Below are 14,608 nucleotides of genomic sequence, written 5' to 3'. Positions count from 1 at the left end.
TTCTCCTGAGCTTGTTGTTTTTGTCGCAACAGGGCCGGCATGCCGGCGTTCAGCGGTTCAGGCACTTCTGCGCAGTTCGTGCGCTTGCAGCTCAAAGCGGTGTGGCAGGCCTTCCATGTCGCCACGTGATTGCACGGCGCGGCTGCCGCACCAGTTGCCGCGGGCCACCGCGTCGGCCAGCGGGCGGCCTTCGAGCAGCGCGCTGACCACACCGACGGCAAAGGCATCACCGGCGCCCACGGTGTCCACCACCTTGGCCACCGGTACCGGGGCGACCTGCCCCGAGCCTCGGCCATCGCGGTAGTAGGCCCCTGCATCGCCGAGCTTGATCACCACGTGTTCCACGCCCTGGTCGAGGTAGAAGGCCGCGATGTCGGCGGGTGTATGCTGGCCAGTCAGCAGGCGGCCCTCTTCCAGGCCGGGCAAGACCCAGTGGGCTTTCATCGCCAGGGCGTTGATTTCACGGACCATGGTCGTGCGGTCAGGCCACAGCGACGGGCGCAGGTTCGGGTCGAATGACACACTCCGCCCCGCCGCCCGCATGCCGTCGATCAGGGCATGGGACAGTGCCCGGCAGCTGGCCGACAGCGCCGGAGGAATGCCCGTGGCATGCAGATGGCGGGCCTGCAGCAGTGCCGGGTCGAGCAGCGCGGTGGACAGGCGGCTGGCGGCCGAGTCGGTGCGGAAGTACTCCACGGCCGGATCGCTGCCATCATCGCAACGGCTTTTCAGCTGAAAGCCGGTCGGGCGACTGGCATCGACCTCGACGCGGCTGCAATCGAGGCCTTCCTGGCGCAGGCTGGCGAGCACGAAACGCCCCAGCGAGTCATCGCCTACCCGGCTCAGCCAGCGCACGCGAAAACCCAGCCGGGCCAGGCCAATGGCAACGTTGCTGTCGGCGCCGGCGATGCGTTTGCCGAAGCTGCCGACGCTGGCCAGGTCGCCGGCCTGTTCGGCGACGAACATGGCCATGGTCTCGCCGAAACACAGCACGTCATGCTCAAGCATGGCTTACCTCCTCGTTCATCCCCAGCCCCAGTCTTGCCAGGTTGTGTACCTGGGCGCGGGTCAGCGCCAGCAGGTCATCGCTGACCAACGGGTATTCGACCGCACGCACCAGGCCGGGGCTGAATTCATCGAACAGCGCCGCCCAGGCCAGCAGGTCGGCAGCCTTCGGCGCCGTAGCGTGCAAGCGGCCATCTGCGCCTTGCTGCACCGCCTTGCAGTGCACGTAACGCACCCAGCGGCCAAGCTGGCGGGCGGCTTGCAACGCGGACTCTCCCTGCCACCGCCAGTTGCCGATGTCGAAGGTCATGCCCAGCGGCAGCCCCCAACCCTGCGCTTGCTGGAAGAAACGCAGCAGCGGCTCGATACGCCCACCTTGTGGGGTCTGGTCATTCTCCACCAGCAACACAGGGGCCCCCTCGTGCAGCAGTGCCTGCAACGCACTGACATCGCATTGCTCATGGTAATGCCCCAGTGAAACCTTCAGCGCCACGGCGCCCAACGCCCTTGCCAGCGCCAGTTTCGCAGGCAGGCGTGGGTCTGGCTGGCCTTGCGCCGTCCACAGTTCCAGTGGCGAGGAATACAGACACTCCAGCCCTGCCCCGGCGATCGCTGCCGAAAGCGCGACAGTGTCGGGCGCTTCGTCAAACAACTCTTCGCGCAGTTCGATGCGCCTGGCGCCGGCAGCCGCCAGCAGTTCGACAAAACTCAACTGGCCGCGTTGCCGCACAAGGTCGGCGCCGTAGCTGGAGAGGCTGATGGAAACGGGGTTCGCGTACATTGTTGTTGTCCTTATGAAACCGGTTTCATTTTTTAGCTGCAGTAGCACGGGCAGCCCTGCTGCCCGCAGGTTATTGATGTGCCTGGGTAGAACCTCGGGTGATCAGCGTGGCCTTGAAATCAATGCGTCGAGGCGCGTCGTGGCTACCGCGCAGGCGTTCGAGCAGGCACTCGAAAGCGGCCACGCCGATGCGCTCGGTGGGCTGGGCCAGTGCCGTGATGCCGCTGCCGACCAAGGGGTACCAGTCCAGTTCATCGAGGGCGATCAGGCCCACCTCGCTGAACAGCTTGCAGCCCGAATCGTGCAACACGCGGGTAACCGCCAGGGTGGCCACGCCGTTGAAGGTGAAGATCGCCTGCGGCCCGTGGCCCTTGCTGGCAAGAAAGGCGCCGAGCTTGGCCGGCAGGCCGGCGTCGACTTCCAGCAGTTGCTGGCGCATGCCGTTGCGGTTGCTGATCGATGCGGTGAACGCCTGTACCCGCTCCAGGCGCGAGCTGGTGCCGTCGAGCGGTTCGGTGACCGCGAGAATATCGCGGTAGCCTTGCGCCTGCAGGTGGTCCAGCGCCTGCTCGATGGCATCGGCGTTGTCCAGGCCGACCAGGTCGACCTTGAGCTCCGGCAGTTGCCGGTCGACCAGCACCATGGGGATGTCGCGCTGCAGGTTGAGCAGTTCGCCGGGATGGCGGCCGAGGGTGTTCACGATCAGCCCTTCGACGTTGTAGGACTGCAAGGCCGTCAGGTGGTGGCGCTCCTGCTCGTCGTCGCGGTTGGTGTTGCACACCACCAGGCTGTAGCCGTGCTGGCGGCATGCGGTTTCCACGCCATGCATCACGGCCACTGAATAGGGGTTGAGAATGTCAGCCACGAGCATGCCGATCAGGCGTGTCTGCCCACGCTTGAGGCCGCGGGCCATTTGGTTGGGCCGGTAGCCCAGACGTTCGATGACCTGTTCCAGGCGCTTGGCGGTGGCTTCGGCCAGCAGCTGGCGATCGCCGCCGATGTAGCGCGAGACCGTGGCCTTGGACACACCGGCCACACGTGCCACTTCGCTGATGGTCACCCGCTCGCGGGCATTGGAGGGTGAATCGGTCATTGCGGGTCCCTTGTGATTGTTTTGGGTGACGGCGAATGAAACCGGTTTCAATACAGCAAAACCTTGCGCGTTCGTCAACCTGACTTTTGCCGGGAGTGTCACAAGGAGAGTGAGGTAAGGCAAGAAGTGTGTGCAATAACCTATTGATTTAAATACTCAAGGTTGACACCAGACGGTGTGGGAGCGGGTTCACCCGCGAATGCGATGTCGGGTTCAACAACGCATTCGCGGGTAAACCCGCTCCCACAGAGTTACAGCGCTGCAGTTACCGCAGCTGCTTCACATCAGCGGCGCTGACCGCACTGCCCTGGTTACCCCAGCTAGTGCGAATGAAATTGACCACATCCGCCACTTCCTGGTCGCTCAGGCGCCAGCCGAACGCCGGCATGGTGAAGTTCGACGGCGCCGTATGGGTCGCCGGCACCGTGCCGCCCGCCAGCACCACATGGATCAGCGAGGTGGCATCCGCCGTCTGCACCACCGGGTTGCCCGCCAGGGCCGGGAACACCCGGGTATAGCCATGGCCATCGGTACGGTGGCAAGCCGCGCAGTTGTCGATGTACACCGACGCCCCCGGCTTGCTGTCGTCGCCCTGCCACAAGGCATCGGCCACCTGCTTGTCATACACGTGCGGCTTGTCGTTCGGATCGCTCGGCGGCAGGGTCTTCAGGTAGCGGGCGATGGCGGTCAGGTCGGCGTCGCTCAGGTGCTGCATGCTGTGTTCGACCACATCGCTCATGCCGCCGAACACCGCGCTGCGGTCGCTGCGCCCCGTCTTGAGGAACTGCACCAGCTGCGCCTCGCTCCAGCTGCCCAGGCCGTCCTTGTAGTCGCCACGCAGGTTCTTGGCGATCCAGCCTTCCAACGGCGCACTGCCAGCCAGGAACTGCTCGCCGTCCGCGGGGCTCAGCGCCTTTTCCTGCATGGTCAGGGCGCGCGGGGTGTGGCAGGCGCCACAGTGGCCCAGGCCTTCGACCAGGTAGGCGCCACGACTGACCACCGGGTCTGCAGCGGCTGGGGCCTGCCAGGCTTGCACCTCGGGGGCGAACAGCCCGCGCCAGATCGACAGCGGCCAGCGCATGCTCAACGGCCAGGGGATATCGGTCGGCTTGTTGGCCTGCGCGACCGGCTCGACGCCGTGCATGAAGTACGCATACAGCGCCTGCATGTCGTCGTCGCTGACCCGTGCATAGGACGGGTACGGCATGGCCGGGTACAAGGTGCTGCCGTCCTTGGCGATGCCTTTGCGCACGGCCTGGTCGAAGTCGGTGAAGCTGTACTGGCCGATGCCGCTGGCGTGGGGCGTGATGTTGGTGGAATACACCGTGCCGATCGGGGTTTGCATCGGCAACCCACCGGCAAAGGGCTGGCCGCCCTTGGCGGTATGGCAGGCCACGCAGTCACCCGCGCGGGCCAGGTATTCGCCCTTCTTCACCAAGGCATCGTCGGCCTGGGCTGCGGCGGTGGCGCCCAGCAGCAGGGTTGCGATCAACAGGTTCTTCATGTTCATCGCTCCTCAAGCCTGGACCAGCGGGCCGGGGTTCTTCAGGTACTGCTCGCGGATCGCCCGGGCCGACCAGTAGGTCAGCGCGGCTACCAGGCCCGTGGGGTTGTAGCCCAGGCCCTGGGGGAACGCCGAAGCACCGGGGACAAACACGTTGTGCACGTCCCAGCTCTGCAGGTAGCGGTTCAGGGCGCTGGTTGCAGGGTCGCTGCCCATGATCGCGCCACCGTTGAGGTGGGTGGTCTGGTAGCTGGCGGTGTTGAAGTGCTCCTTGACCTTCTTGCCGAGGATGGCAATGGACTTGGGGTTCATCGCCTGGGCGATCTTGCTCAGCTTGTCGACCATGAACTGGTTCATCCTGATGTCGTTCTCTTGCCAGTCGAAGGTCATGCGCAGCAGCGGCTGGCCGTAGGCATCGCGGTAGGTCGGGTCGAGGTCAAGGTAGTTACCGCGGTAGGACTGGTGCGCACCGTGGGCGTCCATCGACACCTGGTGGGTGTAGTAGTCGGCGGTGGCCTTCTTCCAGGCGCTGCCCCAGGCCGGGGTGCCCGGCGGGTTGGCGACCCCGGCGATCGGCCGGCTGCCGGCCTGGTTGACCCACATCGGCGAGCCACCGACGAAGCCGTGCGGCCCATGGTCGAAGTTGTCGGCGTTGAAGTCGTCGATGGCCACGCCGTTGCCGCCAGCACCGATGAAGTTGTTGGTGTAGGTGTCCTTGTCGAAGAACGCCTTGACCGTGCCCATGTTCTGGTAGGCAAAGTTGCGCCCGACCACCCCTTCGTTCTTGACCGGATCGTAAGGCTTGCCGATGCCGGACAGCAGCATCAGGCGCACGTTGTTGAACTGGAAGGCGGCAAGGATGACGATGTCCGCCGGTTGCTCCACTTCGCGGCCCTGGGCATCGATGTAGGTCACACCGGTGGCCTTGCGCTTGCTGTCGTCAAGGTTCACCCGCAGCACGTGGGCGTTGGCGCGCAGTTCGAAGTTCGGCACCTGGCGCAGCGCCGGCAGGATGTTCACGTTCGGCGAGGCCTTGGAGTACATGTAGCAGACGTAGCCGCTGCAGAAGCCGCAGAAGTTGCACGGGCCCATCTGCGCGCCGTACGGGTTGGTGTACGGCCCGGAGGTGTTGGCCGACGGCAAGTTGTAGGGTTTGTAGCCGAGGCTGGCGGCGGCCTTTTCGAACAGCTTGGCCGACACCACGTTCTTTTGCGATTCCAGCGGGAACGGGTTGGAGCGGTCAGGCGCGTAGGGGTTGCCGCCCTTCCCTTCGCCCACCCGCTTGCCCTTGACGGTCCAGGCCTGGCCCGAGGTGCCGAAGACCTTCTCGGCGAAGTCGAAATGCGGCTCGAGCTCCTCGTAGCTGACGCCGAAGTCCTGGATGGTCATGTCTTCGGGGATGAAGCGCTTGCCGTAGCGCTCCTCGTAGTGGCTGCGCATGCGCAGCTCCATCGGGTCGACCCGAAAGTGCACGCCCGACCAGTGCAGGCCCGCACCGCCAACGCCCTTGCCCGGCAGGAAGGCGCCGAGCTGGCGGTTGGGCAGCGCAACATCGTTGACGCTGTGGCGGATGGTGACGGTTTCTTTCGACACATCGACGAACAGCTTCTTGCGCACGCTGTAGGTCAGCTCGTCGATCACCTGCGGGTAGCTGCCATCCGGGTAGGTGTCCTGCATCGGCCCGCGCTCCAGCGCCACCACCTGCAGCCCGGCTTCGGTGAGCTCCTTGGCCATGATTGCGCCGGCCCAGCCGAAGCCGACAATCACCACGTCAGCCTTCTTCATTGCATTGGCCATGCCTTACGCCCTCTCGCCACGAATCGAAACTGCCGGGAACGGGTATGGCGCGTTGCGCTCGACCCAGTCCATGAAATCTGCCCGGGCACCTGGGAAGCCGATCTGCGTCCAGCCGACCATGCCTTTGTTGCCGCCGTGAATCGGGTCGCAGAAGAAGCCTTCGCGGGTGTTCTGCACCAGCAGGCTGAAGAACACCTTGGCCGGCAACTGCTCGAAAACGATCTCACCGGCTTCGATCTTGCCGAGAATCCTGTCTCGGGTAGCGCTATCTTGCTCGGCAAAGGTTTTACCGCTGGCGTTTTTGCTCCAGGCCTCCGTGGCGGCTATCCCTAAGCGGTAGATCTGTTGCGGGCTGAGTTGCAGCTGGTAGCCGAGCTCCGGGGCGGCGTCGGCCTTGAACGGGCCTTGCATGTACCACTGGGCGCCGGTGGCGTAAGGGGTGTTCATCTGGCGGTCGATGAATTCGGCAGCGCCAGCTTCCAGTGCACCGGGGCCGAGTTCGTCAGCGGGAATGATGCGCGACACGGCCGCTTGCAGGAACGCCCACTCTTCGGCGGTGAAAAAGGTCGGCTGATAGTTGCCAGCCGGGGGTGTGGCCGGCACCTTGGGTTCGCGCACAGGCTCGGCCAGCAACTGACTGGCACCGAGGCCGGTACTGGCCACGGTGACCACCGGGATCAAGGTCAGGGTCTTGCGCAGGAAGTCCCGGCGCGGGTTGTCGGGGGCATGCTCAGGCATTTCTAGTCCTCATCGGCATTGGGGCGGCCTTGGGTTGCGCCATCTGGTGTCCGGTCAGGCCGGAAAAACGGCGTAATCTAGCTGGTTTGGACATCTTTTGAAACCGGTTTCAGAGCCTGCGACATCTTGCACCTTGACACGGCCCCCTGTGGGAGCCGCGCTTGCCGGCGATCGAGGGCAAAGCCCTCGCCTGTTACCTGCAGGATTTTTGAAGCCCCGACAACCCTGGGGCCGCTGTGCGGCCCATCGCCGCCAAGCGCAGCTCCCACAGAAGAACTGCCGCACCTCAGAAATCGAAGGTATAGCCGACAATCAACCGGTTCTCGTCCGCCGCATCGGCAAAATTCGAGCGCATGCTCGCGTTACGCCAGCGCAGCGACACGTTCCTGAATGGCCCCGATTGCACCACATAAGTGATGTCCGTGGTCCGCTCCCACTCCTTGCCCTCACCGTCCCGTACCTCGAGTGCCCTGCCCTTGGCCGTGGCGATACGCTGCGGGTCGACCTGGTCACCCTTCACATAACGCACGTTGAATGTCAGCCCAGGGATGCCGAGGGCGGCAAAGTTGTAGTCATAGCGCAGCATCCAGGCACGCTCGTTGGCCAGGGCGAAGGTGCTGACCTGCTGTTCACTGAACAGGTAGGTATCAGTACCGCCCACATAGGCGTAGGCGGTATCGCCGCGGATCTTCTGGTAGCCGCCGCTGAGGCTGTGGCCGTGCAGGCTGTAGCCGAAGTTGGTACTCAAGGTGCGGTTGTCCACCTCCCCCAGCAACGCTCTGCCCTGTTCCCTGGCGTTGAACCAGCGCCACTCGGTGAACGCCTCACCCGGCCCCAGGGCGATGCGGTACTTGAAACCGGCGAAATCACGGCGGAACAGGTCTTCGAGTTCACTGCTGTGCACGCTCAAAGTCAGGTTGTTCAAGGGTTGGTAATCGGCCCCGGCGTAATACAACCGGTCACTGCTCACCGTCGCTGAATAGGCGCCTTGTTGCGCCATCGCCGTCAGGTCTTCGAAGTCGGTGGAATCGCGCAGCTTGGTAGCATCCACCTGCAACACGGTGAAGGTGAAATCATCCAGGTCCTTGCTGACCACCTGCACCCCATTGAACCATTGCGGGAACAGGCGGCTGTAATTCGACGCCAGCAGCGGCAGTTGGGGGCTCAACCCACCCGCCTGCAGCTCGGTCCGTGACAGCTTCGCCTTGAAGGTGACGACCGCCTTGCCATAGTTGTCCGCAGCACGCTTGTCACTGCCTCGCGGCAACAGCCCGGTGCCGCTGCGGTCGGGCGCAGAGTCGAGCTTGACGCCCAGCATGCCGGCCGCGTCCAGGCCCAAGCCGATAACCCCGTCGGTATAGCCGGACTGCCACTTGAGCATGAAACCCTGGGCCCACTCGCCGCGCCGCGACTGGTTGGCCGTATCACCATGGAAATCGCGGTCGAAGTAGAAGTTGCGCAGTTCCAGGCTGCCCTTGCCGTCATCGACCCAGCCTGCCTGGGCTGCCTGGCACGCGCAGCCAAGCGCCGCGAGCATCAGCGATGCCCGCTGGGAGTGAGAAATGTTCATGGTTTCGCCTTGTTATTGTTCTTGTTGGACAGCAGGGGAACTCAGGCTTTCGGGTTCCTGACGTAGCGCATCACCACCAGGCAGGCGATCAGGATCAGCGGCGCAATCGACAACATGCCCATGTAGCTGCTGCCGGTAAGGTCGTTGATCTTGCCGACCATCACCGGCGCGACGATGCCGCTCAACTGGCCGACCGAGTTGATCGCCGCCGTGCCAGTGGCAATGGCCAGGCCCGAGAAGGTCGACTGCGGGATGGTCCAGAAGATCGGGATGGCGATGAAGGTGCCGGCGGTGGCCAGCACCAGCGCCGCCATCATGGCCCAGGACGAGTCCGCGTACAGGCACGCCAACAGGTAACCCAGCGCCGACGCCAGCAGGCAGTACACCAGGTAACGCTTGCGTTCGCCGGTGCGGTCGGAGCGCCGGGTCAGCAGCACCATGCCGATGCAGGCCACCGCATAGGGCAGTGCCGACAGCACACCGACCCAGAGCATGTCCTGCACGCCGGACGACTTGATCAGGTGCGGCATCCAGAAGTTCAGGCCGTAGGAAGCGGTTTTCACCACGTAGTAGATGAACGCCATGATCGCCACTTCACGGGTCAGCAGTACCCGCCAGATCGACCCCAGCACCGGCTTCTGCACGCGTCGGTCCTGGGCCAGGTTCTCTGCCAGCAGGTCTTTCTCCTGGCGGCTCAGCCATTTGGCCGACTCGATGTCGCGGTCCAGTTTCCACAGCACCAGCCCGCCCAGCAGCACGCACGGCAACCCCGACATCAGGAACAGCCAATGCCAGCCGGCCAGGCCCAGCACGCCATCCATCGTCCCCAGCAGGAAGCCCGCTGCCGGCCCGCCCACGGCACCTGCCAGGGGCACGGCGAGGAACCACAGGCCGTTCATCTTCGCCAGGTGTTTCCTGGGGAACCAGCAGGCCAGGTAGAACAGGATCGCCGGCCCGAACCCGGCCTCCATCACCCCGATCAGAAAGCGCAGGAAGTACAGCGTGTACTGGGTGTAGGCAAACACCAGTGCCGCCGTGGCCAAGCCCCAGGACACCATGATCCGGCAGATCCACGCCGGCGCTCCGTAGCGCTTGAGGCCCAGGCTGCTCGGCACTTCGAACAGCACGTAGCCGATGAAGAACATGCTGGCGGCCAGGCCATAGGCGGCATCGCTCAGGCCCAGCTCAGCCTGCATCTGGGTCTTGGCAAAGCTGATGTTGATGCGGTCAAAGTAGGAAAACAGAAAGCAGATGATGGCCAGCGGCATGATGCGCCAGGCCACACGGCGGTACAGCAGCAGTTCATCGATGTGGCTGTCGGCGCGCTCGCGCGCCACTTCGCCGGTCAGGGCAACCATGGTGGATCTCCATTCTTGTAATTATTGGAGAGCGACGGCGCCCCAGGTGGGCACCGCGTGCAACGCGTCAGGCAATGCGCACGAGCTTGCCCTTGAAGGCCTGGCCCTTGCGCGCGTACTCGGCGGCATTGGCCTGCAGGCCAGCGATGGCTTCTGGGCTCAGCTCCCGTACCACCTTGGCCGGCGCCCCGAGGATCAGCGAGTTGTCGGGGAACACCTTGCCCTCGGTGACGATAGCGCCGGCACCGACCAGGCAGTTGCGGCCGATGACCGCACCGTTGAGTATCACCGCCTGGATCCCGACCAGCGCGCCATCGCCGATGCTGCAGCCGTGCAGCATGGCCTGGTGGCCGATGGTGACGTTGCCGCCCACGGTCAGGGCAAAGCCCGGGTCGGCATGCAGCACCGCCCCTTCCTGGACGTTGCTGTGCTGGCCGATGCGGATTGGCGCGTTGTCACCGCGCAGCACCGCCTGCGGCCACACACTGACGCCCTGCTCCAGGGTGACGTCGCCAATCACTGTGGCCTCCTCGGCAATGAAGGTTTGCGGGTGAATGGCCGGCGCCAGCGTGTCGTATCGATAGATCGCCATTCAGCGCACTCCCTGGTCCTGATCGTCGGTTTTCAGCACGCCAGCCGCGCACAGTTCGGCGATGTGCTCATCGCTGTAACCCAGCTCGCGCATGACCTTGTACGTGTGTTCGCCAATGCGCGGGATCGGCCGGCGCGGCTGCAGGCGCTGGCCGTCCAGCGACAGCGGCAGCAAAGGCATCGGCGTGCTGCTGCCATCTTCCAGCAGCTGCTCAGCCAGGCCACCGCTCTGGGTCAGGTGCGGGTCATCGAACAGCTCTTCCGGGCGGCGGATCGGCGCGAACGGAATGCCATTGGCCTCCAGCTCCACAGCCAGTTTCCGGGCATCGAGGTTGGCGAACACCTCGGCCAGGTGCGCCAGCAGCCGCGGCCGCTGCAATACCCGGTCATTGTTGCTAGCCAACGTCGGGTCATCGAGCAAGGCGGCCTGGCCCAGCAGCTGGCACAGGGCATGCCACTGGCCCTCACCCGTGGCGGCAACGAACATCTGCTCGCCACCCGCGAACGCGAACACATCGTAGATGGCCCAGGCGCTGATGCGGTTGGGCATCGGCGCCGCCGCCTGGCCCGTCACCACGTACTGCTGCATGTGCTGGGCCGCGAGCAGCACGCAGTTCTCGTACAGCGCGCTCTGCACTTCACGGCCAAGCCCCGTGGTGTTGCGCTCGTTGAGCGCGGCCAGTACACCAATGGCGCCGAACATGCCGCCCATGATGTCGTTCACCGAACTGCCGGCGCGCAGCGGGCGGCCCACCGGGCCGGTCATGTAGGCCAGGCCGGCCATCATCTGCACCACCTCGTCTAGGGCCAGGCGGTTGTCGTACGGGCCACTGAGGAAGCCCTTGTGCGAGGCGTAGATCAGCCGCGGGTTGCGCTGGCGCAACGCGGCATGGTCCAGGCCCAGCTTGAGCATGCGCCCGGGCTTGAAGTTCTCGATGAACACGTCAGCGGTGTCGATCAGCGCCAGCACCGCCTCACGGCCCTGGGGCGTGTCGAGATCGACGGCGATGCATTGCTTGTTGCGGTTGAAGGTGCGGAAGAACCCTGCCCCCGCCCCCAGCAACCGGCGCGTACCGTCACCCCGGGTGGGTTCGATCTTGATCACTTCGGCACCCAGGTCACCGAGGATCATGCCGCAGGTGGGGCCCATGACCATGTGCGAAATCTCGACGACACGAATGCCGTCCAAGGGGAGTCTGGACATTATGCGATTCCTGGGTAATTGAGCGGCAACCCGGCGCGGGCGATAGCGCCGTAGAGCGGTTCATCCGGCAAGGCCTCACGCAGCAACTGGCGTGTGGCGATCAGCGCTGGCAAGTCGATACCGGTGTCCAGGCCCATGCTGTGCAGCATGAACACCAGGTCTTCGGTCACCGTGTTACCCGACGCTCCCGGTGCGAACGGGCAACCGCCAAGGCCGGCAAGCGATGCATCCAGCTCGCGAATACCCTGCTGCACCGCCACCAGGCTGTTGGCCAGGGCCAGGCCACGGGTGTCGTGGAAGTGCGCGGCGCGCAGGCGCTCGCCGGCAATGCCTCGCACGGCCTGGATCACCGTTGCCACCTGGCCGGGGTTGGCGTAGCCGGTAGTGTCGCCCAGCGAGACCAGGTCGCAGCCCGCCTCGATCACCTGGCGAGTCAGCTCGCACAGGTCGGCCAATGGCACATCACCCTGGCGGGTGCAACCAAAGGCCACCGACATGCCGGCGATCATCTGCACATCGTGACGCCCCAGCTCGCTGCGCAGCTGGCACATGCGCCCCAGTTCCTCGACCATTTCCTGCGGCGTGCGGCGCACGTTGGCCAGGCTGTGGGCGGTACTGACCGATACCGGCGCGACGATACGCTGGGCGCCGGACTCCAGGGCATCCTGCGCACCGCGCAGATTGGGCGCCAGCACTGTCACCAGCAGGTCGGGGTAAGTCAGGGCGTGGGCCACCACCTGCCTGGCGTCGGCCATCTGCGGCAGCAGCCGGGCCGGCACGAACGAGGCGACTTCCATATGGCGCACGCCGGCGGCATAGGCGCTGTCGATCCAGCGCAGCTTGGCGGCGGTCGGCATCACCGTGTGCAGGCTCTGCAGGCCATCGCGCATACCGACTTCATTGAGGGTTATTGTTGTCATCGGGGTCTCTCTGTCTGAAGCGTGGGGCCAGACTAAGAGCAGCACGGCGGGCAGAAAAGACGTGTTTCACGGGCTGATCCATCGCCAGCCACGATGGATCAATTGCCTGTTTGCCAAGCCGGCGCGCGCAGCAGCAAATGGTCCAGCAAGCGGCGCGCAGACAGGCTCAAGGCATGACGGTCGCGCATGCAGATGACGAACTCGCCCAGCGCCCAGTCATCGGTCAGTGGAATCACCCGCAGGTCGAACAGCTGCGCATAGCGCGCCACCGCCTCCTGCGGAAACACCGCCAGGCCCAGGCCAAACTGCACCAGGCGATAGGCCGCATCGAACGACGACACGTACGAGCGAAAGCGCAGTTCCTTGCCCGCCGCCTCGGCGCTGTTGCGCATGAACGTGTTGAGCGTGGCGAATGCCGACAAACCCAGGTGTTCGTAATCCAGCGTCTCTTCGAACGCGATGCTGCCCCGCCCGGCCAGCGGGTGATCGGCGCCAACCACCACGGCCAGATGATCCTGCCGGTACGGCACGAACTCCAGATCGCCGACGGCCATCGACGTGCGGCAGATCCCCAGGTCGGCACTGCCTTCAGCCACCCCACGTACCACATCAGGGCTGAAGCGTTCTTCGATATCGGCCTGGATCAGCGGGTTGTCGAGCATGAACGCCGACAACTCTTCAGGCAGGAACTCCATGATCGACGACACGTTGGCCAGCACCCGCACATGCCCGCGGGCGCCTTCTGCGTACTCGCTCAACTCGCTGTCCAGGCGCTCCATGGCCCGGGTCAGGCCACGGGCATGACGCAACAGCGCAAGGCCCGCCGGGGTCGGCTCTACGCCGCGTTTGCTGCGCTTGAGCAACGCCGTGCCAAAGCGCGCTTCGATATCCGAAATCCGCTTGCTGACCGCCGATGGCGCCATGAACGCCCGCTCGCTGGCACGGGCGATGGTGCCGGCTTCGCAGACCACGATGAACAGGTGCAACGACAGGTGATCGAGGGGTTGCATGGCGGTACCCATTGCGCAAATGGCAGCCATCCTAACACCAGTCGTCGGCTTTCCCAGCGCCGCCACGGGCAGGCTCAACCATTCATCTGGCGGCACCTTGCCCTCATCCAGGCCCTCATCTACACCTAAGACGTTCCGGCCATGATGGCCATGTGACTTACCCCGTCGGCAGGCTTGCCACGCATCCGTCACACAGGGAGAAGGACCTTGAACCGCATCGATATCCTGATTGCAGTGGATGTGATCGGCGCGCTTGCCGCCGGCTCCCTGCAAGGCAATGTCTATCTGGTCGACACCAACCAGTACCTGGGCTCCTGGCAGGAAGGGCAAAGCCCCTTGAACACCGTGGGCCAGGACGGCCAGTTGCTGACCTGGTCAGTGGTCGCTGTCGACGCTGCCAGCCAGGTGACGATCCAGGCCTTTTCCGGCCAGATGGTCGAGCAGAAAGTCTGCATTCCCTCCCCCGATCCCTTCGCTGGTGATGGCGTGTGGAACGCCCGCGTGCAAAGCCAGGGCCGCTACGCCAGTTTCCCCTACAGCGTCACCCTGTCGATGAACGGCAGCACCCTGACGTTCGCCAGCTACCTGAAAGTCGTCTGAACGCTTCATCCACCCCAAGCAGGAAGCACCACCATGGCCAAGCAAATCAACGTGCTGATCGTCGTCGATGTCGAAGGCGCACTGGCTGCCAACGACCTGAGCTCCAATGTGTACCTGATCGATACCAACAAGTTCTTTGGCTCGTACAACGAAGGCCAGACCGAACTGGTCACCACCTGTTCCGACGGACAGGTAGTCATCTGGTCAGTGGCCTCGGTCAATCCCGGCGATGACGTCGAAATCGTCGAGTTCACCGGGCAGATCATCGAACAGGGCATCTGCCAGCCCAAGCAGTCCACCCTGACCACCGGTGAGGTCGTATGGGCCGGGCGCGTCGAAAGCCGGGGTGCCCAGGCCAAGTACCAGTACAGCGTCACCTTGTCGTTCGATGGCAAAGCCATGAACTTCGACCCCTTCCTCAACGTCAGCCAATGAGC

Annotated in this window: 14 protein-coding genes; 2 read left to right on the top strand and 12 right to left on the bottom strand. The window is 64.5% G+C overall.

Annotation, left to right across the window (positions count from 1 at the left end):
* Nucleotides 1-57: 57 nt before the first annotated feature.
* The 12 genes from OCX61_RS13110 to OCX61_RS13055 all read right to left on the bottom strand — a co-directional run bounded on the left by OCX61_RS13110 (nucleotide 58) and on the right by OCX61_RS13055 (nucleotide 13,571).
* On the bottom strand, nucleotides 58-1,008 hold the full coding sequence (locus tag OCX61_RS13110; RefSeq protein ID WP_261944196.1) for a sugar kinase: 951 nt from the start codon (nucleotides 1,006-1,008) through the stop codon (nucleotides 58-60).
* On the bottom strand, nucleotides 1,001-1,786 hold the full coding sequence (locus OCX61_RS13105) for a sugar phosphate isomerase/epimerase family protein (RefSeq protein ID WP_261944195.1): 786 nt from the start codon (nucleotides 1,784-1,786) through the stop codon (nucleotides 1,001-1,003). The genes OCX61_RS13110 and OCX61_RS13105 overlap by 8 nt, the downstream gene beginning before the upstream one ends.
* 70 nt (nucleotides 1,787-1,856) lie before the next feature.
* Nucleotides 1,857-2,879, bottom strand: coding sequence for a LacI family DNA-binding transcriptional regulator (locus OCX61_RS13100; RefSeq protein WP_261944194.1), 1,023 nt, complete (start codon nucleotides 2,877-2,879; stop codon nucleotides 1,857-1,859).
* A 265-nt stretch (nucleotides 2,880-3,144) separates the two neighbouring features.
* Nucleotides 3,145-4,383 (bottom strand): cytochrome c, encoded by a 1,239-nt coding sequence (locus tag OCX61_RS13095; RefSeq protein WP_261944193.1) that lies wholly within the window; start codon nucleotides 4,381-4,383, stop codon nucleotides 3,145-3,147.
* Nucleotides 4,384-4,395: 12 nt separating this feature from the next.
* Nucleotides 4,396-6,180 carry a GMC family oxidoreductase gene (locus OCX61_RS13090; protein ID WP_261944192.1) on the bottom strand — a complete coding sequence of 595 codons (1,785 nt, stop codon included), beginning with the start codon at nucleotides 6,178-6,180 and terminating at the stop codon, nucleotides 4,396-4,398.
* Nucleotides 6,181-6,183: 3 nt separating this feature from the next.
* A complete protein-coding gene (locus OCX61_RS13085; protein WP_261944191.1) occupies nucleotides 6,184-6,918 on the bottom strand; it encodes a gluconate 2-dehydrogenase subunit 3 family protein in 735 nt (244 codons plus the stop codon).
* Between the two features lie 286 nt (nucleotides 6,919-7,204).
* The gene (locus OCX61_RS13080; protein WP_261944190.1) at nucleotides 7,205-8,488 is read right to left on the bottom strand and encodes an OprD family porin; all 1,284 of its coding nucleotides are present in this window, start codon (nucleotides 8,486-8,488) and stop codon (nucleotides 7,205-7,207) included.
* A 41-nt stretch (nucleotides 8,489-8,529) separates the two neighbouring features.
* On the bottom strand, nucleotides 8,530-9,846 hold the full coding sequence (locus tag OCX61_RS13075; protein ID WP_261944189.1) for an MFS transporter: 1,317 nt from the start codon (nucleotides 9,844-9,846) through the stop codon (nucleotides 8,530-8,532).
* Between the two features lie 67 nt (nucleotides 9,847-9,913).
* Nucleotides 9,914-10,438 carry a gamma carbonic anhydrase family protein gene (locus tag OCX61_RS13070; protein ID WP_261944188.1) on the bottom strand — a complete coding sequence of 175 codons (525 nt, stop codon included), beginning with the start codon at nucleotides 10,436-10,438 and terminating at the stop codon, nucleotides 9,914-9,916.
* Nucleotides 10,439-11,641, bottom strand: a complete 1,203-nt coding sequence (locus OCX61_RS13065; RefSeq protein ID WP_261944187.1) for a CaiB/BaiF CoA transferase family protein — start codon at nucleotides 11,639-11,641, stop codon at nucleotides 10,439-10,441.
* A complete protein-coding gene (locus tag OCX61_RS13060) occupies nucleotides 11,641-12,561 on the bottom strand; it encodes a hydroxymethylglutaryl-CoA lyase (RefSeq protein ID WP_261944186.1) in 921 nt (306 codons plus the stop codon). Before OCX61_RS13060 ends, OCX61_RS13065 begins: the two co-directional genes overlap by 1 nt.
* 98 nt (nucleotides 12,562-12,659) lie before the next feature.
* The gene (locus tag OCX61_RS13055; protein WP_261944185.1) at nucleotides 12,660-13,571 is read right to left on the bottom strand and encodes a LysR family transcriptional regulator; all 912 of its coding nucleotides are present in this window, start codon (nucleotides 13,569-13,571) and stop codon (nucleotides 12,660-12,662) included.
* Between the two features lie 207 nt (nucleotides 13,572-13,778).
* Between OCX61_RS13055 and makC (OCX61_RS13050) the strand changes: the two genes are divergently transcribed.
* Both makC (OCX61_RS13050) and makC (OCX61_RS13045) read left to right on the top strand, forming a co-directional pair.
* The gene (gene makC, locus OCX61_RS13050; protein WP_261944184.1) at nucleotides 13,779-14,171 is read left to right on the top strand and encodes an alpha-pore-forming tripartite toxin MakABE regulator; all 393 of its coding nucleotides are present in this window, start codon (nucleotides 13,779-13,781) and stop codon (nucleotides 14,169-14,171) included.
* Nucleotides 14,172-14,204: 33 nt separating this feature from the next.
* A complete protein-coding gene (gene makC / locus OCX61_RS13045; protein WP_261944183.1) occupies nucleotides 14,205-14,606 on the top strand; it encodes an alpha-pore-forming tripartite toxin MakABE regulator in 402 nt (133 codons plus the stop codon).
* Nucleotides 14,607-14,608 lie beyond the last annotated feature (2 nt).

Origin of the sequence: Pseudomonas sp. LRP2-20, assembly GCF_024349685.1 — a bacterium.
GTDB lineage: Bacteria > Pseudomonadota > Gammaproteobacteria > Pseudomonadales > Pseudomonadaceae > Aquipseudomonas.
This window is presented reverse-complemented; position numbering and strand designations above follow the sequence as displayed.

What these genes read in the sequence shown, in the direction of transcription:
- OCX61_RS13080 (WP_261944190.1), bottom strand. Translation starts at nt 8,488, where the DNA reads ATGAACATTTCTCACTCCCAGCGGGCATCGCTGATGCTCGCGGCGCTT.
- OCX61_RS13100 (WP_261944194.1), bottom strand. Translation starts at nt 2,879, where the DNA reads ATGACCGATTCACCCTCCAATGCCCGCGAGCGGGTGACCATCAGCGAA.
- OCX61_RS13055 (WP_261944185.1), bottom strand. Translation starts at nt 13,571, where the DNA reads ATGCAACCCCTCGATCACCTGTCGTTGCACCTGTTCATCGTGGTCTGC.
- OCX61_RS13095 (WP_261944193.1), bottom strand. Translation starts at nt 4,383, where the DNA reads ATGAAGAACCTGTTGATCGCAACCCTGCTGCTGGGCGCCACCGCCGCA.
- OCX61_RS13070 (WP_261944188.1), bottom strand. Translation starts at nt 10,438, where the DNA reads ATGGCGATCTATCGATACGACACGCTGGCGCCGGCCATTCACCCGCAA.
- makC (WP_261944183.1), top strand. Translation starts at nt 14,205, where the DNA reads ATGGCCAAGCAAATCAACGTGCTGATCGTCGTCGATGTCGAAGGCGCA.
- OCX61_RS13110 (WP_261944196.1), bottom strand. Translation starts at nt 1,008, where the DNA reads ATGCTTGAGCATGACGTGCTGTGTTTCGGCGAGACCATGGCCATGTTC.
- OCX61_RS13075 (WP_261944189.1), bottom strand. Translation starts at nt 9,846, where the DNA reads ATGGTTGCCCTGACCGGCGAAGTGGCGCGCGAGCGCGCCGACAGCCAC.
- OCX61_RS13105 (WP_261944195.1), bottom strand. Translation starts at nt 1,786, where the DNA reads ATGTACGCGAACCCCGTTTCCATCAGCCTCTCCAGCTACGGCGCCGAC.
- OCX61_RS13060 (WP_261944186.1), bottom strand. Translation starts at nt 12,561, where the DNA reads ATGACAACAATAACCCTCAATGAAGTCGGTATGCGCGATGGCCTGCAG.
- OCX61_RS13090 (WP_261944192.1), bottom strand. Translation starts at nt 6,180, where the DNA reads ATGGCCAATGCAATGAAGAAGGCTGACGTGGTGATTGTCGGCTTCGGC.
- OCX61_RS13065 (WP_261944187.1), bottom strand. Translation starts at nt 11,641, where the DNA reads ATGTCCAGACTCCCCTTGGACGGCATTCGTGTCGTCGAGATTTCGCAC.
- OCX61_RS13085 (WP_261944191.1), bottom strand. Translation starts at nt 6,918, where the DNA reads ATGCCTGAGCATGCCCCCGACAACCCGCGCCGGGACTTCCTGCGCAAG.